General features: G+C 52.3%; 17 protein-coding genes. 6 read left to right on the forward strand and 11 right to left on the reverse strand.

Translation table 11 applies throughout. The features are described from left to right. The first annotated feature begins 50 nt into the window (after nt 1–50). Nucleotides 51–1070: a DNA cytosine methyltransferase gene (locus BMY01_RS09105; RefSeq protein ID WP_074746429.1), complete on the forward strand. Its 1020-nt coding sequence runs from the start codon at nt 51–53 to the stop codon at nt 1068–1070. Between the two features lie 120 nt (nt 1071–1190). On the opposite strand, the gene BMY01_RS09110 is transcribed toward BMY01_RS09105, so the two are convergent. The 7 genes from BMY01_RS09110 to rpoD form a co-directional block, all read right to left on the reverse strand. Next, nucleotides 1191–2471 carry a restriction endonuclease gene (locus tag BMY01_RS09110; RefSeq protein WP_074746431.1) on the reverse strand — a complete coding sequence of 427 codons (1281 nt, stop codon included), beginning with the start codon at nt 2469–2471 and terminating at the stop codon, nt 1191–1193. Beyond that, entirely contained in the window at nt 2471–2905 is a 435-nt protein-coding gene (locus BMY01_RS09115) for a very short patch repair endonuclease (protein ID WP_074746433.1), read from the reverse strand. Before BMY01_RS09115 ends, BMY01_RS09110 begins: the two co-directional genes overlap by 1 nt. Nucleotides 2906–2971: 66 nt before the next feature. Then, on the reverse strand, nt 2972–4765 hold the full coding sequence (locus BMY01_RS09120) for an AIPR family protein (protein ID WP_074746435.1): 1794 nt from the start codon (nt 4763–4765) through the stop codon (nt 2972–2974). Next, nucleotides 4756–5787 (reverse strand): PD-(D/E)XK motif protein, encoded by a 1032-nt coding sequence (locus BMY01_RS09125; RefSeq protein WP_074746437.1) that lies wholly within the window; start codon nt 5785–5787, stop codon nt 4756–4758. The genes BMY01_RS09120 and BMY01_RS09125 overlap by 10 nt, the downstream gene beginning before the upstream one ends. After that, nucleotides 5771–8686 carry a Z1 domain-containing protein gene (locus BMY01_RS09130; protein ID WP_217638642.1) on the reverse strand — a complete coding sequence of 972 codons (2916 nt, stop codon included), beginning with the start codon at nt 8684–8686 and terminating at the stop codon, nt 5771–5773. Before BMY01_RS09130 ends, BMY01_RS09125 begins: the two co-directional genes overlap by 17 nt. Before the next feature lie 8 nt (nt 8687–8694). After that, nucleotides 8695–10203 (reverse strand): ATP-binding protein, encoded by a 1509-nt coding sequence (locus tag BMY01_RS09135; protein WP_217638643.1) that lies wholly within the window; start codon nt 10201–10203, stop codon nt 8695–8697. Then, nucleotides 10193–12562 (reverse strand): RNA polymerase sigma factor RpoD, encoded by a 2370-nt coding sequence (gene rpoD, locus BMY01_RS09140; protein ID WP_081353854.1) that lies wholly within the window; start codon nt 12560–12562, stop codon nt 10193–10195. Before rpoD ends, BMY01_RS09135 begins: the two co-directional genes overlap by 11 nt. A 763-nt stretch (nt 12563–13325) precedes the next feature. On the opposite strand from rpoD, the gene BMY01_RS09150 reads away from it, so the two are divergent. The 4 genes from BMY01_RS09150 (at nt 13326) to BMY01_RS09165 (ending at nt 15203) form a co-directional block, all read left to right on the forward strand. Continuing rightward, complete coding sequence (locus tag BMY01_RS09150; RefSeq protein ID WP_254772680.1) at nt 13326–13655, forward strand: hypothetical protein; 330 nt, start codon at nt 13326–13328, stop codon at nt 13653–13655. Between the two features lie 57 nt (nt 13656–13712). Continuing rightward, entirely contained in the window at nt 13713–14006 is a 294-nt protein-coding gene (locus tag BMY01_RS09155; protein WP_074746439.1) for a hypothetical protein, read from the forward strand. 11 nt (nt 14007–14017) lie between these two features. Next, nucleotides 14018–14491 carry a thermonuclease family protein gene (locus BMY01_RS09160; protein WP_074746441.1) on the forward strand — a complete coding sequence of 158 codons (474 nt, stop codon included), beginning with the start codon at nt 14018–14020 and terminating at the stop codon, nt 14489–14491. A gap of 85 nt (nt 14492–14576) precedes the next feature. Next, nucleotides 14577–15203, forward strand: coding sequence for a BRCT domain-containing protein (locus tag BMY01_RS09165; RefSeq protein ID WP_074746443.1), 627 nt, complete (start codon nt 14577–14579; stop codon nt 15201–15203). Nucleotides 15204–15734: 531 nt separating this feature from the next. Here BMY01_RS09165 and BMY01_RS09170 read toward each other — a convergent pair. Both BMY01_RS09170 and BMY01_RS09175 read right to left on the reverse strand, forming a co-directional pair. Then, entirely contained in the window at nt 15735–16241 is a 507-nt protein-coding gene (locus BMY01_RS09170; RefSeq protein WP_368086236.1) for a MuF-C-terminal domain-containing protein, read from the reverse strand. Between the two features lie 352 nt (nt 16242–16593). Then, nucleotides 16594–16866 (reverse strand): hypothetical protein, encoded by a 273-nt coding sequence (locus tag BMY01_RS09175; RefSeq protein WP_139176832.1) that lies wholly within the window; start codon nt 16864–16866, stop codon nt 16594–16596. Between the two features lie 109 nt (nt 16867–16975). On the opposite strand from BMY01_RS09175, the gene BMY01_RS09180 reads away from it, so the two are divergent. After that, nucleotides 16976–17785: an OST-HTH/LOTUS domain-containing protein gene (locus tag BMY01_RS09180; RefSeq protein ID WP_074746449.1), complete on the forward strand. Its 810-nt coding sequence runs from the start codon at nt 16976–16978 to the stop codon at nt 17783–17785. A 79-nt stretch (nt 17786–17864) separates the two neighbouring features. Here BMY01_RS09180 and BMY01_RS09185 read toward each other — a convergent pair whose 3' ends face one another. Together BMY01_RS09185 and BMY01_RS09190 are read right to left on the reverse strand one after the other, a co-directional pair. Further along, nucleotides 17865–20306, reverse strand: a complete 2442-nt coding sequence (locus tag BMY01_RS09185) for a S8 family serine peptidase (RefSeq protein WP_081353855.1) — start codon at nt 20304–20306, stop codon at nt 17865–17867. Between the two features lie 462 nt (nt 20307–20768). Beyond that, nucleotides 20769–21338, reverse strand: a complete 570-nt coding sequence (locus BMY01_RS09190) for a terminase small subunit (RefSeq protein WP_074746453.1) — start codon at nt 21336–21338, stop codon at nt 20769–20771. Between the last annotated feature and the right edge of the window lies 1 nt (nt 21339).

The following is a 21339-nucleotide window of genomic DNA, read 5'->3' on the forward strand; positions in this document are numbered from 1 at the left end:
GTTGAAGACAGTGATATTATTCGTCCCAGGGTGCGGGAGAAGTAAAAACAATGACGGAACGATCGACAACTTTTGTGGATCTCTTTTGCGGGGCTGGTTTGGGTGCTAGGGGAGCCGTGCGAGGAGGAGGAACTCCCTTGCTAGGAGTGGACTCATGGTTTTTAGCCACCAAAACATATAAAGCGAACTTTCCTCAAGCAGAAGTCATCACCGAGTACATAGAGAAGATGAGCGCCGAGCAGATTGGCAAGTGCTACAAGCCTGATGTTCTGCTCACATCCCCAGAATGCACTTCACACTCGATCGCTCGTGGTGCTAAACCGGCCCTGGAAAGCAGCAGAGAAACTGCCATTGGTATCATTCCGTGGATTGAATCAATGAAGCCGCGATGGGTGATCATTGAAAATGTTAACCGGATGAAAAAGTGGAATCGCCATAATGAACTGGTCAAAGCCATTGAAGACTCTGGATACACGGTTAGCGATCTCAACTTAAACGCGGCTGATTTTGGAACCCCTCAGGCGCGCAAGAGAATGTTTTTGGTTTGTGACAGGGAGGGCTCTGTCGTAAGTAGGAGTGATCTTCTCCGGATGACTAAAGTCCAGCCTATTATTAGCGCCGCGAGCATCATCGACTGGAATGCCGATTATCCGGCTGGAAAACTTTATCGCCCGACTAGAGCCAAGGCCACTATCGAACGAGCAGAGCGGGCCATGGCGAATTTGGGGCGAAATGTGCCATTCATAATCGTTTATTATGGTTCCGATTACGCTGGTGGTTGGCAGAGCCTCGATGCACCGCTCCGCACTGTGACTACTATTGACCGGTTTGGTTTGGTTACATGGAAAAGTAACGAGCCCTATTTGCGTATGCTTCAACCTACCGAACTGTTGAGGGCTATGGGAGGAGGGAAGGAACATTTACTCCCTTACGGTAGTAGACGTGAAAAAGTAAGACTATGTGGAAATGGGGTGTGTTCGGAGGTCATGACAATAATCTTTCGATGGATAAGGGCGATACAGCATCAAGCACCGACTTCGCTGGCGGCGCCCCCAGCTTGTCTGGCTTAGAGTACATCCCAGTGTGCTTAGAGCAATAGCAACTTTTTATTCATCCTCTTGAGAGGAAACCAAGTACGACCAAGATCTGCAGAGGGCATCTGTAGAGCAAATGGAAAAAAAAGGATGGTACTATAGGGATGGCTCATCTGGGCCAATCCGCAAAGGCAACGTGTCATCATTAGCAATTTTGCAGCCTTGTACCTCCCGCTCCCATCCATTACTCCGTTCATTCCGGGCGGAATTATCGACTTCTAAAAAGGTATCAAGCCATTGTGATACTAGGGTGGGCGAGCTATACCCCGCCTCACGCAGCAAGCGCACGATATCCATCGCTACCACGAAAATCACCGGATGACCATCATCGACCACTTCCTGGTAGGCTTGGCGATCAATAAACGCTGTCGTTACGAGGACACCGAACTCCCTATGCTTGATCCGGCTGATAAGGCGAGAGACTTCACGTACGCCCACTGAATTCGCCGATCCATAGCACTTTGCCTCGAGTGCAAAGGCTGCCTCTATTGAGGCTGCCCCGCGGCCCAGTTGAAGCATTCCAACACCATCCCGCCCGCCGTCCCGCCAAGGGCGAGTAAGATCAAGCTTGGTCACCTTCCCGAGAAGGAGTTTCGCAAGTGCACCAGCACATGCTTCAAACCCAAAAGCATTATTTTTGTACCGATCCTTAATAACACGGATTAGATCCATATCATTGTCGTTTGCTGGCAACTGTTCGGCTTTTGTTCTAATCAAATGAGTCCTGGGTGCTTCAAGGGGCTTCGCCACACCGTTTTCAACCCAGGCCCGCCACTCTACCGGAGCCTGAACACTGCTGGGCACACCTGAACCCGTAGCATGAACCCAGTCACGGCTTATTACGGCGACATCAAGAATCGTAAAAACAGCACGATAATTCTGGAATCGTTCGGCATTGGCCGTTTTCCACACTGCCACTAAATCCTCAGTCGGTGGCATTGCAGGATGCCCAGGCACAGCCAACCCTCTAAAACGAAAAGATCGACCAGGACTTTCTGAGGTAAAGATGAGGATAGGGGGAACTTCTTTGCGGCGGCCACTGTGTGCAAGTTCAAAAATATTTTTCAATAGCAGATTCCCGAACCGCGGAGTGTCATGCAACTGCTGACCCGGCTGACGGTTGTCCCCATAGTAGACAAACCGGCCGGAAACAGAATCAAGTTCATCGGGCCAATCTAGTTCTGCAAGATTCGAGGTGAGTACAAGTAGGGTGGGTCGGTCTCGGGTGCCTCGGTAACGGAAACCCCCTTGCCGGCTAACACCAACGAGCCGCACCAATGGATCCGACATTCCTCCTTTGTCGGTCTTGAAACCCTTATAAACAGCATCAACGATAAGGTCGATTGTAATGAGCTCTTTGCCTGAATAAACAGTCATTATTTTTCTCTTTGCGTTCCCGAAAGGCGGCTTGCTATCACCTCCTCCACCTTACGGGCGCACAGCTCAGCCGAAATATCGATATCATGCTCCCAGAAACGGAGCACCTCCCATCCCGCCGTAGTGAGGGCGTCGTTCGTCTCCATATCGCGCTCTACATTTCGCCCCAATTTGGCCTGCCAAAATGTTCGGTTCCCCTGGGGGATCGCGCTATGGAGTGGACACTGGTGCCAGAAGCAGCCGTCAACGAAAACCGCCAACTGCGCTCGCTTAAACACTAGGTCAGGTTTGGCGCGCCCAATGCGCTGATAGAGACGGTACCTCAGACCTATAGCCCATAGGGCTCGCCTCAATTTCAACTCCGGGGATGTATTCTTACCACGTATACGAGACATCAACTCGCTGCGCTTTCTAGGAGACATCACGTCGCCCATTTTGACTCCTGGTTTTGTTCGAACTGCCCCAGACCTGATCAAAAGCAACAACTGGCAGTATTCTTGTCAGCGCAACTCGGGGATATCCTCGCGGATCGCAGAATATGAAGCCAATCGAACGGCATCCCAGCATTCGGGTTTTTTAGCCCACTCTGAGACCATCTTCCCATTTGACGATCTGTGCAGAACTGCATTGACCTCTGGAGCCCATAAATGCAGCTGGTTTCTGAGAGCAGGCGAAATATCCTGTTTGAGCCAAATTTTCTCGAAATCGATTCTGTCGCCGACACGATCGGCAAGCAGCGCAACAACGTAGGTCACAACATTTCCCTGGAATGCCGGAAACATCGGACGAATAAGCGCGTGGGCTTTCTTGAAAAGAATGGCCTTGGCGATTATTCCTTTGTACGTGACAACGTCGGGAAGGGGAACTGAGAGCTGCCCCTCAGGGGCCCTAAGGTCATCCATGAATCGCTCGAAGTTTTTTTGCGAGCCCAGGCTAACAAGATTAGGTTTTCGATCCCATGCATTCAGGTATTTCGCTAGGTCTGTCTTGGAAATTTTTCTGGAAGGTGGAGTGACGACCTCCTTCAGGCGCTTCAAGCGTGCAGGTGTAGTGCCCTCTCGCGCCAACATTGTGCTATAACTGCCGGCAGCCCGCTCATAAAACCAGCGACCCACCCCGTCGGGGCAATACGTCGACAGCGCGAGCTTCTCCATCTCAATATGAAACGAGTTATTAGCCGATAGATCCGACTGTTTCACAGAATTCTGGCTATTGGCATACTTGGAGATTTCAGAGATTAACACCTCCTCGTTCACGGCTTCTTGCGAACGCAGGACAATTACCTTGGCTGGGACTCGCACACGTCGCAGATCAATCTCAGGTAACCTCTTCTTTGTGAAGTATATGGAAGCGGTTGTCTGTCCGCCGTTGACAATTTGCATGCCTCTTAGCCAAAGAATACCTGGCCCCCCATCAGAAGTCTTTCCAAGATGAGCCTCGTCAGCTACGAGGACGATACCATTATTGTAAGCCATGAACCTCTCTGGATCATCTCGTAAGGTGTCTCGAATCCCCTTGTTGACCTTGCCAGTCACGCTCAGGAACGACCGAACGTTAGCCTCAAGGAGGCGGGCACCATATTTCTCATAGATGAAGCGTAACGCGTCCCCAGGAATGACAGTAAGAGCGTAGTCGTAATCCGTCAGTTCGCCGGGGACGTAAACACAAGGTAGCGCCCCACCACATACTTCATCAAAATTTACCACGAGCTCGTCGCGGGGCTTGCCCTCCGACCAGTGGCGGTGCAGCCGCTCTATATCCATAACCTCAAGTTTCACCGTCTTGCCGCTCACCTCTCGAGCTTTGAAGTTTTTTGCTTTAGCCTGTCTGTCGGTAAGTACGTAGATTCTGATCTGGTCGAGATTGTTGTAGCATCCCTGGATTGTTAGCGCGAGCGCGTATGCATCGTTGGACTGGTCCATGGTTTCAGCCAACTTGCCCTCAGAACACTTCGCTAGGAAGCGAAGGCATTGTTCGGCTGCGGTCTTGGTCTCAGAGTCCCCTATTGGAAGGACCTTGTCCACGCCATCGTAGAGGCTGACGAACAGATCAAGCTGATCGGTATCCTCAGAGACAGCAAAACCGCTGAGAAGCAAGTTGGCATTCCCAACCTTGGCTGAGTAGTGGCATACCTCTGGTTCGAAGGTCATGCCGATCTCGAACATGTGCTGCATCACGATCTCGGCAAATACTGACGCTGGGTATGGATATACTCCTTCTGGCGCCCCTAAACGGTGTCCGATTTCTGCCTGAACCTCGGCTTGAGTCTGCGCCAGGAAATCGTCTAATTCCATGGTTGAGTCACTCCAAGTTGTAACAGTGCATCCCCAATTTCCACATCACTAGTGGAAATCATGTCTAGATCAACTTCGTAACGAGCCTTTCTGATGCCACTGGCGACATTTGCCCGAGTCAGGCGTGGAAAATCCTCGCATACGCGCAGGATCCTTATCCTCTCAAGGAGGAATTTACGCGTGTAACGCTCGGCGGCCCCGGCTAGAAAGCCCCCGGAAATTAAACAACTATCGAAGGCCACTAGCGCAGCAGGCTCGCTGCTCATTTGCTTACGTATCTCACTCACCTGTTGAGGGAGCGTTCTTCCTGAGGAGGACAACACAAGTCGAATTCCTGCAAGAAACAGAGGCCACACCAACGAATCATCTAATTGATCAAGGGAGCCAATTAGTGCAATAAAGCAGCCTGAAGACAGCGTACTTTTTACCTCGATTGCCCCTGTTCCAATTCTGAAGTCCTGTACTCCGTCGAGCGGTCCTTCCCATGCATGGACAGCACCTAGGGCGGGAATCCCGGCGGAGATGAGGGTACGTAATAATTCTAGTTCACCGAAGAGGCCGACCTCTGCCTCGGCACTGAGGACTCCGTCTCCCTCTCGATGCATAAAATCCTGCCATGCATGGATTCGGGCTAGAAGGATTTGAAACAATCTCTTATTGTTCCCACTCCGGTGCTCCCAGAGCATCGTTACAATATCGTCAGCCATGGTTGCGAATAGATCGAGGCTACCAGCGCTCTGACGGCGAAGTGCAATCCAGAGCCAATCTTCCAGATCATCCCCGAGGTGAACCTTGGAAACAAGAAATCCGCGACCCTGAGGTAACTGGTGCTCTCGCGGGACATGTATAGAAGCGAACCCGACGAGTAGAGTCTCTTCGTTACTTGGAAAGCGCCGACCTGCAAGTAATGGACAAGGCCCTCCGTATGCGACGGGAATGGTGCGCCAGCCCTCCGGCCCAAGAATGCCGCTGAGCGCACGCCAAGCCGCGAGAAGTTCATCTTTCTTACTCAGCAGCGCCATATTCCTGTTCCCATAAAACATTATTGACCTTGTACTGAACTTTAAAACCGGAGTTGCTTCCGGGAAAACTAACTCCAAAAGCGATTATGGGCGGAGTATCGGGAGGAAAAATGGGAGGAGTGTGGTCAGGCTCCGGATCAGCAAGTTTAGGATCAAGGGCATATAGAAGTAGTAGACCCCGGTCAGGCCGTGCTGCCACCCCGTTCGCCCCGAAGCCTCGAATTGTTCGAACAGCTAGCCCATTTGGGAGCTCCGGTTCCTTGTTTTCCTTGTGTCGCGCTGGATCAGCGTGCCATGATTGACGCGTTGCCGTTAGAGCAGCTTCCCAAGCAGCTTCATCGAGATCAATGGCTTCGTCCCTGGGGGAGATAAGGCGCCCAATAGAGTATCGATTCTCGGATGAGCTGCTATTGACGCGCTTAAGCATGTTTACCTTGATCCCGTCACAAATCTCTTCTGCTGTGCCCTCTCCTCCGCCGATTAAAGCGATTGTCCATCTTATAAGCTCACCGGCGATTGCCATCGATTGCACGAACTCAGCGATTAACACACTGTTGACTTTGTATGCTTCCGGATGCGTTCTATACGCCATCAGGAAATCCACTATGCACTCCACCGCCACGTCATGCCAGAGGAAACCCTTCCATTCTTGACGAGAATGCGCCCGTATCCGAACAGGATTAACCTCCGGGTTGTTTAGGCTACAAAGCAGTCGTCTTGTCACCCGAAAATTGTGCTCTAGAATCGAAGGATCGCGATAAAGAGATACGGTCTCGAGCAGCTGCCCGCTAAATGAAAGCATCAGGTTTCTCGCGGCCCGCATCTTAAGGCGGGACGTCACCATCAGCACCGAGTGGGATTGGACCTTGAGGCCATAGTCCCGCGGCGTGGCCCCGCTTGCAGCCATCAGATCAAACTCTTCCCGCAGTTCTTCGGCGGCGTCGGTAATATGACCAAACCAATCGGAAAGTTCGGTTGTCGTATAAGAACGGCACAGGTCGAGATAGTCGGGCCGATAGCCAAACCAACGACCCATCTGCATGAGAGTGTCATACATTCTGGAAGCTCGTAGAAAGTAGCTAACGCAGAGACCGTTGAGCGTGAGACCTCGCGAGAGCTTGTCCCCCCCGATGGCAATTACCTTGAGGCCAGAGCCGTCGTGCTCGTCATAATCCAACGCATCCTTCGCAGTACCATTGATCATCCTAATTTCGATATCAGAAATTGCATCGGGCAATACAGCAAGAATCTTGTCCCAAGAGGGTATTAGGAATGACGTTTGATTAGGTTGGGCCTTTCGTATAGCTGTTCCATTTGGGATAAAGTCCGTCTCCCACAGTGATTTCATTCGTATAAGAGTTTGTTCGTGGTCAATGGATCTAAGGATCCTTTGACGCATGTGTTCAATCTGCGCCACGACCTGTCTGTGAACCTCCCTCTGAACAGAATTGAAGCGAGTGACATGCACGAGCATTGAGCAGTGCTCACTTTCATGACCTCGTACACGTCGCGCCGCGCAGGCAAGCACGAATGCATCGATAGCCTCGACAAGCGATGGTGGCAAGCTCGCGAAGCCGTTGTACAGCGGTTGGTGACCATTTCTGTGTTTTATCGGCATCCATCCACTCCGACCATCCTCGGAAGCATGGTCCCTAATGTGGCGTACAAGAGGCAGTCCACCCTGACGACCCTCGGGGGACAATAATCCAAATATCTGTGCTGGACCAATGTAATTCGAAGGTGCTGCGAGATTGATAATGAACGAGGAAGGAAAGAGATCGGGCCCTTCCTCGCGTGTCTCCCCCCGCTCATGTATAAAAATGTTTGCGAATGGGGTTGCGGTGTAACCTATATAAGCCGCCCTTGAGAATGAATGCAGGAGTCTCCGGATCAGTCTGTTGATTGTCGTCGGGGAATGCTCTTCATCTGGGTTCCCGTCGGCATCAAAAACCTGTTCTTGGGTATCTACAGAAGCATGATCTGCCTCATCATCAATAATCAACAATGGAAGCTTGGTTACAATTTTTTGCACTCTGGGCAGCCCATCATCGAAACCTTCCAGGCCATCTGTCCTCGGTAGATTTGTGTCAGCCGCGTGATTCTGAACCCACTTAAGCAACTCCCGAAGAACTGTTTTGTTTTTCTTTACGACAAAGAGCCAGGGACGCTCTTCGGGAGAAATCGCTAAATGGCGGGCAATCCTTGTGCTGAAGTCCCCGGCATTGGATCGGTTTGTCGCACAGTTGGGATAAATATTCTTGTCGCTGTCTATTTCACCCACCCCAATTACGCTTGCGGTTTCGCGGTCTGCCAATGTCTTGTACCCGAGAAATCCTTCCTCCAGCCGTATCTGAGTCTGGGATCGTAGGTTGTTATGCAGGCCGGCGAGCACGATAATAATCTTATAGCCCGCATCCGCCGCCTTACAGATAAGCCCCGTGTAGCTTCCAGTCTTGCCGGATTGCACATGGCCGACAACGAGTCCGCGGCGATCCCAATGCCCTTCTCGCGTGGGATCTTCCAATAATTCCAGAATGCTGTCGGTTGACTTGTTCAAAGCCTCTACGGCTTTCCACGAAAGCTTCCTTTCGAGCCACTCGCGATAGCGCTGCCAGTAACGCCAATCCTGTTTTCTCGACGAATTCAGCCAGGGGACATGCCCGACATCGCTCCTAAGGGTAGTGTTTTGCCCGATCCATAGGCTAAACCGACGGATAAGCTCATCCGTTACAGCGTCACGATGCAGATCTTCTCCCCAAGACGGCTTCATCGCTACGACCATGTCGATCTTCGCAGCGATGAGTGCCGGAGTAATGGCGCACCTGTCCTCCTCATCCAGCAGTAGTTCTTGAACAAACTTGACTACCTTCTGCTTTATTTCCTCTGCTGTTATTTTCAATTTTTTGCTCACTCCTCACCGGAGGCCAGCTCTTCAGGGAGGCTCGCCACTAGGTCCGGATGGTTGTTAAAAGGTTCTGTGTGGAGCAACTGCTCACGTGCAAGCGCGGGAGACAGCCCCTTCCGCAGTATCATGTTCCTATATACAACTGATAGGATTGCGCAGACGGCCGAAGGCGGCTCACCTGTAAAGCCCGTTCGCGGCGTTTCACGTGCCTCTGTTGTATCTAGCCAGATCCGTTGTACGGGAAGCGTCTCTTCAAGGATGCGGAGCATAGCTCGTACTTGGGGGGCAAGAAGTCCAGCATCGTCGAGGACCGATCGTACTGCGGGATGGTCGGTTTCTATCCGATAGCGTATGCCACCTTTGAAGTGCTCCGCTCGCCAAGCCTGCACAAGAGGTTCGCTGCTCCCTGTCCTCACTATTTGCCCCCTGTGGGCAAAAACTCGGCGCGCTCTCTCCCGGGAATCCTCGGCGAGCCGAGTCAGGCGCTCCCTGATCGATACAGGTGGCTTGGCTGTGGATTTTCGGACGTCAATCTTCCAGTCGGCGTCGGCCGTATTGTGAATATCAAGCCTGATTCGGGCCAGCCGGTAGGCCTCCTCCTTTGTCCAAGAGCGTCCCCGCCCGAGACCCAACCAGCTACCTGCAACGAGAAGTCGCTCATTCCTGTAAACATAAAAGCCTTGGTGAGCTGTCCAGCCATCGGGTCCACCTGCCGAATTGTAGTCGCGTTCATCTAGCCGATCCTTGTGTGGCAACACGTGACATCGCACCGTCACCTGCCCTCCGTCCGCATCGATACGCTCCAAAGGAGAAGACCAAGTAGCTGTGTGTCTAGTGAGAAATGGATCCCAGGGTTGGACAGAGCGACCGTTAATCGTCAGATGAAGCTGCGGCTGGGTCCCGTGGAGGAAGCGGTGGAAGACCATGGCAAGATGCCGCTCGACTGTGTCGACCAGATCCAGAAAATCTTGCTTACAGAAGCCCAGCGTAACGATCCTGTCGAGTTCTTCCCAAAGCACGAGAGTCCCACGATCAACCAAATTTAACGGGGCTATCAGGCTCTCCGAACCGTACGCGGGTCCCTCAAGGAGATGCCATCCGTCATCCTTGCTTGCTGCGAGCACGTCTAGATCCCACCGTAGGCAACTGGTCCGACCCGCCTTGCGGCTAGCGACAGTTAATCTTCGGCATTGAGAAAAAGAAGCTGTTTTTAGTCCCAAGCCAAACCGACCAAGGTCTTGGGCAGCTCGTTTGTCGCGCGGATTTCTCTCGCCTAGGCGCATCGCAAGGCTGAGCTCCTCCTCATCCATTCCGCTACCGTCGTCCAGTACGGCGATCGTGCTCCTGGTTTCCCTCCACGAGAAAAAAACTTCGACGTTGCACGCACCCGCTGTAATACTGTTGTCGATAACGTCCGCGAGGGCTGTGGCTGTAGAATAACCCAGGCCACGCAGAGATTCGATCATCGGCCCAGCTTTCGGGGGTAAATGGCGCGACTTGCTAGGGTTCATGGTCACACTCCAGGAAACTTCGCAAACGTTCAGCGCGCGAGGGATGACGCAGAAGGCGCAGGGCCTTCGCCTCGATCTGACGGATACGTTCACGAGTGACATCGAATTGCTCGCCAATCTCTTCCAGCGTGTAGTCCGTAGTTAATTCGATTCCAAAACGCAGGCGCAGCACTTTGGCTTCACGAGGCGGCAGTGAATCCAAGGTCTCTTTGGTTACATCCCTCAAGATGGTAAAAATCGCAGCATCCGCTGGCGACATGGTTGCAGAATCCTCGATGAAATCGCCGAGATAGGAGTCTTCATCGTCCCCAATAAGCGTTTCAAGGGAGATCGGCTCTTCCGAAATCTTCAGGATCTTGCGAATCTTCTCTTCCGGCATTTCCATTCTCTGCGCAAGCAAAGCGGGTTTGGGTTCCTGTCCGGTTTCCTGCAGGATCTGACGCGAAATTCGGTTCATCTTGTTTATCGTCTCGATCATATGCACTGGAATGCGAATAGTGCGCGCCTGATCAGCGATGGAGCGGGTAATGGCTTGGCGAATCCACCAAGTGGCGTAGGTGGAAAATTTGTAGCCACGTCGATAATCGAATTTATCCACCGCTTTCATGAGACCGATATTGCCTTCCTGAATAAGATCCAGGAACTGCAATCCAAAATTGGTGTATTTCTTGGCTATGGAAACCACCAGCCGCAAGTTTGCCTCAGTCATTTCACGCTTTGCCCGACGCACCTTGGCCTCACCTGTTGATATCCGGCGATTGATCTCTTTGAGCTCCTTCAAGGGTATACCGACCCTTTTTTGCAGCGTCACCAAGTTTTGCTGCTGCTCCACGATCGTCGGCTGATATTGTTCCAGTGCTTGACTATACGGCTTGGCCAGTGCGATCTCCTGCGTGATCCAATCTAGATTGCTCTCATTTCCTGTAAAGGTCTTGATAAAGTGATTAAGTGGCATTCCCGCCTTGGTTACGCATAATTCCCTAACCTTTCGTTCATAGCTGCGCATTTCATCCACGAGGCATCGCTGGCTATCGCAGAGTCTTTCCACCATCTTCGCCGAGAAGTCGAGGGCCATGAGTTCAGCTGAAATTTTATCCTGGATGTCTTTGTACGCTTTGTTACCGGACCCTCTTTTCAGTGCCTTCTTCATGTCGAGATAAGCGTTCTGGATCACTGCAAAACGGTCCAGAGCAGTTGCCTTTGACCGAAACATTTTGTCACTGGACCCCACGACGTCACCCCCTTCATCGAAATGTGCGGCGTCAAGCTCCAGCTCGAAAAGTTCATTAGAAATTTCTTCCTCTGCGATAACTTGTGTCTCTTTGTCAAATAGGCCATCTACCAGATCATCCGCCGTCGCATCCTGGACTACCTCGGTCGCTAATTCGAGAATTTCTGCGATGCTGGGGGGGGAGGCAGAAAGTGCCTGTATAATCTGCTTCAGGCCATCCTCGATGCGCTTCGCGATTTTGATTTCCTCCTCGCGCGAGAGCAATTTAATTGAACCGATATCCTTTTGATAGAGTTGAACGTTATCCCGATATGTTCGCTGGGTGAGAAAGGATATTGCTTCTTCCGCCATACGCTCCCATTCCTCACCGACGAGAGTGGATTCACCGGGGTGTAATGACCAATCTGCCTCGTCGATTGCGATTCCCAAGTCCCCTAGGGCGAATAACAGCCGCATCTCAGACTCTGGGTCGACTTCTCCGTCGTCTCCAAGGACTAACTCTGTTATCCGCCAGCGCGGCACACTCCCATCCCGCATCCCCACAAAAAGGATATCCTGTACCGCAAAACGATCATCCTCGCTCAAAGCAATTTTGCGCGACCGATCTCGCTGAAAATTAGGCAGGTCGATATCTATGTCCGACCAATCCTCCGATGTGTCTATCGGGATATGCGCCGAGATATTGCTCTGGAGAGCCGACACCAGGGTTAGGCACTCTCCATCAGACGGTGGGGGGGTTGAATCCTCGACAGCCTGCCAGCAAGATAGATCCCAGCGATCCTCATCAGCGCTTACTTCATAATTTGCCCGTTGCGATTCCGCTAAAGGATATTTTTTGTGCTGTTCCTCAGCTGAATATTGAGCAAGCGCTCGTTCCTGGTGCTCTGTCAAGATGAGAGCAAGCCCAACAAAGCCAGAACCTATGGCAATTGAGAGCGCGTCATTGCCTTCGTCGTCGCGTTCTCGCACGTCGGCGCCAGCCTCGAGGAGAATTTTGCATATTTCGACATGGCCCTTTGACACGGCCAAGGTGAGGGGAGATCTGCCCTTATCATCCTTGGAATTGACGTTCTCTCCGCGCCGGATGTGAAGCTTCACAGCAGGCAGATCTCCGGCTAGCACGGACATCTTGAGGAGTCGGTTTAGCTGCCCCCTGAATAATTCGGATTGCCCGCTCAAAACACGCCCCCTAAGCGCGTGGTGCTACCGTTGAGTTTGTACGCACTAAGGACAGTCGGCAATATCGTTAGATTTCGAAGAGCGCGAAAGAGAACCTCTGAATTAATTTCAAACATTGTGAACAGGGTACATAAACGCTGGTCGCGAATTTTACTGAACTCAGCAGTATTTGCTACTGTACCGAGGTACACCAGAGGATCAGCGTGGGTATTGAGGCCTACGAGGGGAATTCGACAGAGTGAATTTATCTTAAATATAAACTCGGTCTTAACGCTAGCCGATTTGGTTTTCGCACTCAAACGGTCGTTTTTCGAAGAACTGTAAAAAAGGGTCAAGTGAATCCACTTCTGGCCAAAAATCTTTCCTAAAACTATCTCTTGAAATCCCCTCTCCGAAAAGCTTTACTCAAGTTGAGTTTCAGGAGGGAAATTAATAATGAAATGATCTACAGCAATGGGTCATGAAATTCACCCCCCACGCCCCACTTTCCCCGTTGCATAAAATCTGGCGCACCCCGTGCTTGAGAAATAAGCACTCGCTCCCCTACGGTGTACCTCAGTCCAATAGCCCTGGCACGGCAAGTCAATAATAATTACGCCACGCAAACGGCAGTGTTTGATGCCGCAATCTCAAGAGGGAAGGTGTCGTGACAATAACGAAATTCATAGCGGTTACTATCTTTTCAATCATGCTTACAAGCTGCTCAGTATTCATGGCAGCCAAACAGCCCGATAAGAAGAATGTGGAGCTATTTGCATTAGGAACGCCGCGAAGCATGTTGCTGGCGGAATTCGGGCCACCGACAGTTAGCGAAGTAAGAGACGGAAAGAAATATGAGATCTACAAATTCGTCCAGGGCTACTCTGCTGGAGCTAAAGCTGGCCGGGCAGTATTTCATGGGGCCGCAGACGTACTGACACTGGGGCTATGGGAAGTGGTGGGAACACCTGCAGAAGGTGTATTTAGCGGCGATGAGATGGCGTATGAAGTAAGCTACGACAGCGACAACCGGGTGGATCAGGTTATTGCCCTTAAGAAATGAGGAATATTTCTGTAAAGATACGCCTCTGCTAATCAAGACAATAAGAAAGAGAATGACATGAAAGTCATCGTCCCTGCCCTGCTCGGTTTCCTGCTTTCCGGTATTACACAGGCCGAGCCGCCGCATCTTCGGGACCGGCAAACAGGAAAGTATCTAGGCAACTTGAGTGCCAATCCATACGATGCGGACTCGGTTAACAATCCCTATGGCCGCTACGGAAGCGAGTACAGCCAGGACAGCATCAATAACCCCTACGGCCAATACGGCAGCCCCTACAGCAACGATAGCGCGAACAATCCTTACGCGACCAATCCGCCAACGATTTACGGCAATGACGGGTACGACAACTAAGAAACCTCTTCATGCTTACCGCCGTCTTCCTTGCCACCGTTATTGGGATTTCTGACGGCGACACCCTTACCGTTCTAAAGCCCAACAAGCAGCAGGTCAAAATCAGGCTGGCGGGAATTGAAGCGCCAGAGCGCCGACAACCATTCGGGATGCTTTCAAAGCAGTCTCTTTCTGATCTTTGCTTTGGCGCAGAAGCCGAAGTAAGACCACTAGTCAAGGACCGCAACCGCCGTGTAGTGGCGCAGGTGAAGTGTGAGGGCATTGACGCGAACGCTGCGCAGGTCTACGGCGGCATGGCGTGGGTATATCGTAAAAACGCCAAAGACCAGAGTCTTTACATCCTACAGTACGATGCCTGGATAGCAAGACGAGGCCTATGGTCTGACCCTTCCCCTATTCCCCCCTGGGAATTCCGGAACTATCGAAGGAAGGATGTGCGGAAGTTCGAGCAGGATGAGACAAGATGGTATTACGCCCGTGGCTAGGCGCCGGAACAATCAACGGCGGGGATTAGTGGGGAGATGGCGTGGCAGAACTGCTATAAACCCTAAAATACTGTGAGGGAGAACTGTGAGTACGATCAAAGATACTGAAGACCCGCGTCCATTGCATATTCATGCAGACCGTCCCATAGAACGGGATATTACGCAGTTGGCGGGTATATGCGAAATTTGCCTCCAGGACGGCCGCCTTGGCCAGGAAGAGGTGGATGGAATTCTCATGTGGCTGGATAACCACCGCCTGTGTCTCGACACTTGGCCGGCCAGCGTTCTTTATGACCGGCTTCGTATGCTGCTCGCGGAGAGTGCTCTCGATTCGGACGAGCGAAGTGAATTGCTAAGTCTCATTATGAGAATAGCCAGACCGCGGTTAACTGACCTGTGGGTTAAGCCATCTTCCCTGCCCGTCAACGACCCTCTTCCTGACATCATCTTCGAGAACCGCAGTTTCTGCTTTACCGGTGTCTTTGGCTTCGGTCCGCGTGCCGCTTGCCGGGCAGCCGTTATAGAACGAGGTGGTACAACAGTCAACAACATTACAAAGAAGCTCCACTACCTCGTCATTGGCAATGTTGGTTCTGAGATTTGGAAACATACAAGCTTTGCTCTCAAGATAGCCCGGGCGGTCAGCTACAGAGACTCAGGAACTCCCCTGGTAATTGTTCCTGAGTCCCATTGGGAACTCCATATCAACTAGCAGTTAATTGGTCCCCGGATTGGCACTGCTAGGCCTCACTCGCGGCCTCCCCGCCCCCCGTTAAGAGTCCGGATAATCTGTTAGATAGGCGCCCGCTTGATCCGCTTGGGTTTCCAGGACCATTCCGAGAGTTAGTTTTCGGCGTTGTGATCCGCTTGTATCGGAAGAGCTGAGATGGAATGCGGAGGGATCGCGAAGGTGATCGGTGCCAGATTACAATCGCGCGTCAAGGGTTGCGTTGACAAGAGAACGCCGCGAATGGACGCGGAGTGTTCTCAAGCAAATCGCGGCCTTTGCGTTTGTCATACATCCTGAATGCCCGTCGGGCTTGACCTCGACCTTGACAATGGCAGTCCTATCGGCCAATCTAGGATTAACGCCAGCGTCGCCAGTAGGTGTCCGATCTAAATCGGAAGAAGCCCTGGTCACCACAGCACTTGGCGCTGGCGTTACTATTTCCTACGCCTCGAGTGTATAAGCTGGATGGCAGAGGGGGAAAAGAAGGGGTTGCTGTTACGATACTTGACTAAATCAGCATCCCGATATATCTTTCCTTTCAAGCTCCGCGCTTGGGCCAGACTGGACAATCGAAGTACAGAACGTGCCAGATCGCGGGGCTTTTTGCTTTGTCGTAGTACCGTAGCAACCCCCATTACGGCTCTCCCCATCAATCCATCTGCGAAACGGAATTTTCCCGCCGCCCTTGTCATAAGCATTTACCAGCAGGTTTACCGTTACTCCTTTTTTATCCGCTGCCGGATCAATAATCATCACAATCGGCTCGCCATTAAGCTGTTCGGGTGCGAAGAACACAAGCCTCCCCGGCACGGTGGCAGAATCGAACACCAGTGCAGGGGCATCCATCCATGCCGGGACCTTCTTCCAGTGCTCGGCGGACAGATTTCCTTGTCCATCCCTCGGGTTACTTTGCTCTCTTCCAAACGGACAGGCCCGCTTCCGTATCCCAACATATCCAGCACATCGGACCTGTCTACAGCCACCACGCCTATATAGTTGGGGGCCCCACCATTGAACAATTCATCAATGCGCTTCTCGTAGGCTGATCGAGTTCTTGCTGTGCGTGTAAACGCTCCGGGATTGCGCAAATGGTCCGTGCCAGATACACTCGCCGCGTCAAGGGTCGCCTTGGCTTGTGGCCGGAGCGTATTGTTCGCTCCCATGTTCCTAAGCCAAGTGCGGCCTTTGCGTCTTTCCCCCGTGCCTTCCACGAACGGCTTCAGGGACAGGGATGGCGCTCTTAATGAAGCCGTCCATCCTTCGCATGGTGTCAAGTAGCGCTTCTCCGCCGCACTGCATGGTGCGCTCGGGTTGCAGGTTACAAGTTCTTCTGGATGTTCTTCAGGGCTTGAAGCGGTCTGGAAATTGTAGATCAGAGTATCGACGATGTGATCTGTGCGGTCGCAGCGGCGAGGACAGGGGGAAGCAGTGTGGGAGAAAGCAGCCGATTTACATCGCTACCACCTTTTGGTACATTGATCGGCAAGCTCTTGCGTACAGCTTCTTCTAGCTGATGGAGGATTGAACCATCCCGCCCGGTACGATCTGATGCCGGGGCGACCGTAACTTCGGGAGTACGGCGTGGCAATTTCAGCCCTTGTATCGTAATCCACGCAAGGGCTTTTTCATGGTCTGAAGCAATCAATTTCTCCCGCGGCACCACCTCCCTATTATTTCGGCAGAGAAAGCATATTCACGGTGCGCCAGATCAGCCAGTCGACAGTCAAAGCGACGGGAGAACGCAGTTATCGCGTATGAAGGAACTGAGCGACGAAGTACTTCGCAAGATTGGTCGCAATGTGCTGCTGTTCCAGCAGATTGAAAGATTGCTGAAATTCGTCGTTACCAATCACCGTGCAGACGGCACCACAATTGATTTCGTGGAACGCCACCAGAAGCGGGCGGGAAAAATCCAGGCACGAACGATGGGGGAACTGATCAAGCAGTACGGTGGCGAGGTCTCTCATGCAGGTGAGCTCACAAAGGAGCAGAAAGAGGTAACGCAAGCATGGATGTCGTACACTTTCACAATTGCTAGCAACAACGACTTCATGGAGTCCCAGCGTTCCGATCTGGAACTGATGGTGCGTGAGCGTAATGACCTGGTCCATCACTTTCTGCCTCGATGGCATCCAGACTCGCTCGAACATATGACTGCGGCTTCCGCCTACCTCGATCAACAGTACGAAAAAGTGCTGCCGATGTTCGAGCACCTCAAGTCAGTCGCAAAATCCATGCAACAGGCCCAGGAGACGCTGGCAGCTTTTCTGGCCTCGAACGAGGGCGAGCGTCTGCTGGAGTTGGATTGGCTACAAAATAGTCCACTCGTGGCCTTATTGAGAGAGGTGGCAACACAAAAAGCTCGTCCTGATGGTTGGACCAATCTTGCGGATGCAGGCCGGCTTGCACGTATCCATGAGTCGGATGAGGGGGCACACATGAAGGAGCGATACGGGCACTCGACTCTCAAACGGCTACTGATCGCCTCGGAACTTTTCGATGTATTGGATGAGTCCTTGCCGAATGGAGGATTCAGAACTCTCTACCGGGTAAAGGTGCATTGAAGCATTAATACCTAAGCAGGCGCTAAAGTGAAGGCATTAGACGCGCAAGTCAACACGCCAGGAATGTTTCGAATAATTTTTAACAAATATAGCCGACCCATACCTGGATGAAATGTGTTGCCTCATTGCCATCTTTATCCCGTACTTTCAAGGTAATCGTATGAGGAACAGTCTCAGGGTTGCAAGGTACAGCAGGTCCGCTGAGCGCTTTGGTTAGCGTTCTTCCCATCCCGAGAAATCCATCAACATCTGAGTACCATAACAGGGCCGAGTCGGGCAATGGTCCCTCCTGGGGGTCAGTGCCTTCACCCTGGAACGTGATATCCATGCCCGGGCCGAACATAGTACCTGTCGCGGGTGCAAGAATACGAGCCGTAGGATGGCCTGCTGCTGCCTGAACCGTCAACAAAATGCTTGCCTGCCCGCTTTGACCCGATGAATCTGTGGCCGTGAGGGTGATAGTGTGGGTTCCAATGTTCAAGGGTGTTTGTATTTCCCGCCCCGATCCAAGCGTACCATTGAGGCTTGAGGTCCAGATTAAATTTGCAGGCGGAATCAATTCGTCCCAATCAAATCCGTAGCCACGGAAGTTGATCGTCTGATCGGCAAAAAATGTTGCGCCATCGTTCGGCAGGATAATACTCGCGACAGGAACCTGGTTGATGACTGTTACAGCAATTGGGGCAGCAGCGGTTATGCCACCATATTGATCGTCAGCGGTAGCTGAGATTATATGAGGTCCCATACTCGGGACCGGGCCTTCGCAACTGGTTACGTATCCTGTAGTCCGGCAGAGCTCCCCATCCCGATCGGAGGTGAAAACCACAGTACCGAAAAAATCATTACTCCGTTCGGGATCCACTACCTTCGCATGCAGATATATATTCCGGTTATAGGGAATGGTGGTTCCATCACGGGGAATATCGATTGTAATAGACGGTGGCATATTTCGGCGGACACGCTCGACCGCACGGAACGCATCGATATAGCCTCGTACTTTCGGATCGGGGCTGGGGTTCGCGGTTTCCTTCAGGTACTCCTCAACCCGGAACCAGGGCAGCGAAGGATCAAGTGCCTTCATCAGCGCAACGACACCGGAAACGAACGGGGTAGCCGCGCTTGTGCCGTGGAAACAACATATCGCATCCATCCCTTGCAATCCCACCCGTCCTGGAATCACTGTCGAGGCAATTCCGCTGGGCGCCCAGATATCAACGGAGGACCCATAATTAAACAAGTTATAGCCCTCCCGATTGATTGCACCCACGCAGATTACGGTGGACGTCTCGCAGGGGATACGGTCATCATCATCAAGGCTGACCCCCTCGTTTCCCGAGTTGGCGACGACGATGGTCCCGCTGCTCGCCGCGAAGAGGGCCGCGCTTTCCATAGCAGCGTAAATATCGTTGGGTGGAATGCCGCATATCCAGTCCCACACATCACATCCACCGGAAATGCTGATATTGACAACGTGTGCCCCGTTAATGGTCGCGGACCTGATGGCATCGGCCATCATGTAGGCGGTCGCATCTATACGTATGAGCATGGGCCAGGCAATCTGACTGCCAGTGCCCGCACCACCAAACCGGTTGGCATGCAGCGCCGTGGCAACGGCGGCGACTTCCTGCCCGTGCCAAGGCGCACTTGGCGAGGGGCCGTCCGCGCTGCCGTCGAAATCAATCAAATCCATCTGAAGCGGGCGGGAGGGGAAAAAATCGGGTTGGGCGTTGATGGGTCTTCCGGCGGCGTCCACGTCGAACCCGCTATCCACGATCGCTACAATGGGTGGAGTCCAGACACCGGGCGAGGGGACTCCCTTATAGCTAAGGTAGCGCCAGGCGTGAATGACGCCTATCGAGAGGCCCTGATCACCGGGCATATTCGGATCGTCATCTTCGGTCATCCACCACCAGCGTTCGGCATCCAGAAAGCCACCGGCACCATCGGGATGCTCCTCCACTCTCTGGTGGTGCAGCAAGATATTAGGACTGATCGTCAGTCCATTACGCATCTTTTCCCGTGCCAACAGGGCTCCTAATCGGGCCGCATCTTCGGATGAAAACACATGCAATCCCTGGGAGCCTCCCCGCTCCATGTAGGTAGCGAGATCGTTGAGCCCCGATCGCTGCGGGTCGATTCTGATCAGATACCATCCACTCGAGGGCTGCTCGGGATTTCGCGCCGCAACTTCCGGCAGCAGGAATGGTTTCCCGTCGCGCAATACTGTCCCACCGTAGGCTGCCAGGAAGGATTGCAATTCTTGGGGATTCCTTGGCCGGTAAATCACCTCGTTCACGACGAACTCATCCTTTCTACCGGTAGGTCCCACGAGCACCGCTACCTTACGGGGCGGTCCCCCATTAAGCCCTGGTAGCTCAGATTGAGACGGGACTATTGATGGATCAACAAGATAGCGGTATGGCTCCCGGTGGATACCACGCAGGTGGGCGCAAGAGGCCAGAATGAGGAACGACAGGATAATCCATATCGTGCGCGGTTTTGAGGGGACTATGAAGTTCATGATATGAAATTCGTGATGAAATCGGACGGCCGACCAGGTGCTGTAAATGCAGTTGTCGGGTACCGATCACCAATAAGTCTAGGTGATCAGAGTAGCGCGACACGGCAACAACTCAGCAGCCTGCTGATGCAATGCCTTCCACTAGCTGCACGTTCGTTATGTCCAGGGCTCGATGAGATTTCGCTTATTTTGGGTATCTATTACTCCACTCCCTTCCTCTACCAAGTTACTCAAGACATGAGAGGGCACTTCCTGCTATAAAAGTAGCTAAAAATCAGAGTAAATCAAAAAATATTAGAAGTCCCATAACTCATACCTATAGCACTTTTACAAATCACCTTCCTTTTTACGCCCGGTTTGCTATTCGGCAATGTTGGTGCAGCCACAGTCACCTTGCTTGGGTTAGTGGCACCCTGCCCTACTGGTTTCGAAGTCAGGCCGCGGCTGTTAAAAAAAGACAAGTCAGGTTTCTCTGGCGTTTCTGTGGCCGGAGAACGGCACCACTTCGCCGTCCGACGAGACAAAGACCACCTTCATCTTGCGAAGTGGCTGTTTGAGTGCGCTCTCCTTGCGAAAGAGTCCCATGTGCCTGAACAGCCGCTCCTGGGCACTGTTCTTGTCCCATAACCTTATCCTGCACGTCCTCCCTGTCACCTTGCCATCCGTAATGGTCTGACCGACTTCGATGGTTGAGATAGCAGCAGCCGTGGCATCGTCCATTTCATGGATGGCTTTCGGTGATCCATCCCTGTTGAAGAGTTTCCGAATGTCCGAGAACGCGACTGCTGCGGCCTCCCGCACGATATTCTCGGTGGTCAGTTCACACCGTTTGGCGACCTCCCTTTGCTTCTGCTCGATGGCTTCCTGAACCTTAACATTACTTAACAATCGAGAGGCCGCTGCTTCTGCCGAATTCCCCCGGGCGTCATAGCCGGCACGGATATACGCTGCTGTAGCGTTAAAATCAACGCAATACTCAACCACGAATCGCTGCTGCTTGGGTGTAAGTGCGAGTGTTTGCAATTTTTTCATC

Source organism: Nitrosospira multiformis (genome assembly GCF_900110185.1).
Classification (GTDB): Bacteria; Pseudomonadota; Gammaproteobacteria; order Burkholderiales; family Nitrosomonadaceae; genus Nitrosospira; species Nitrosospira multiformis_A.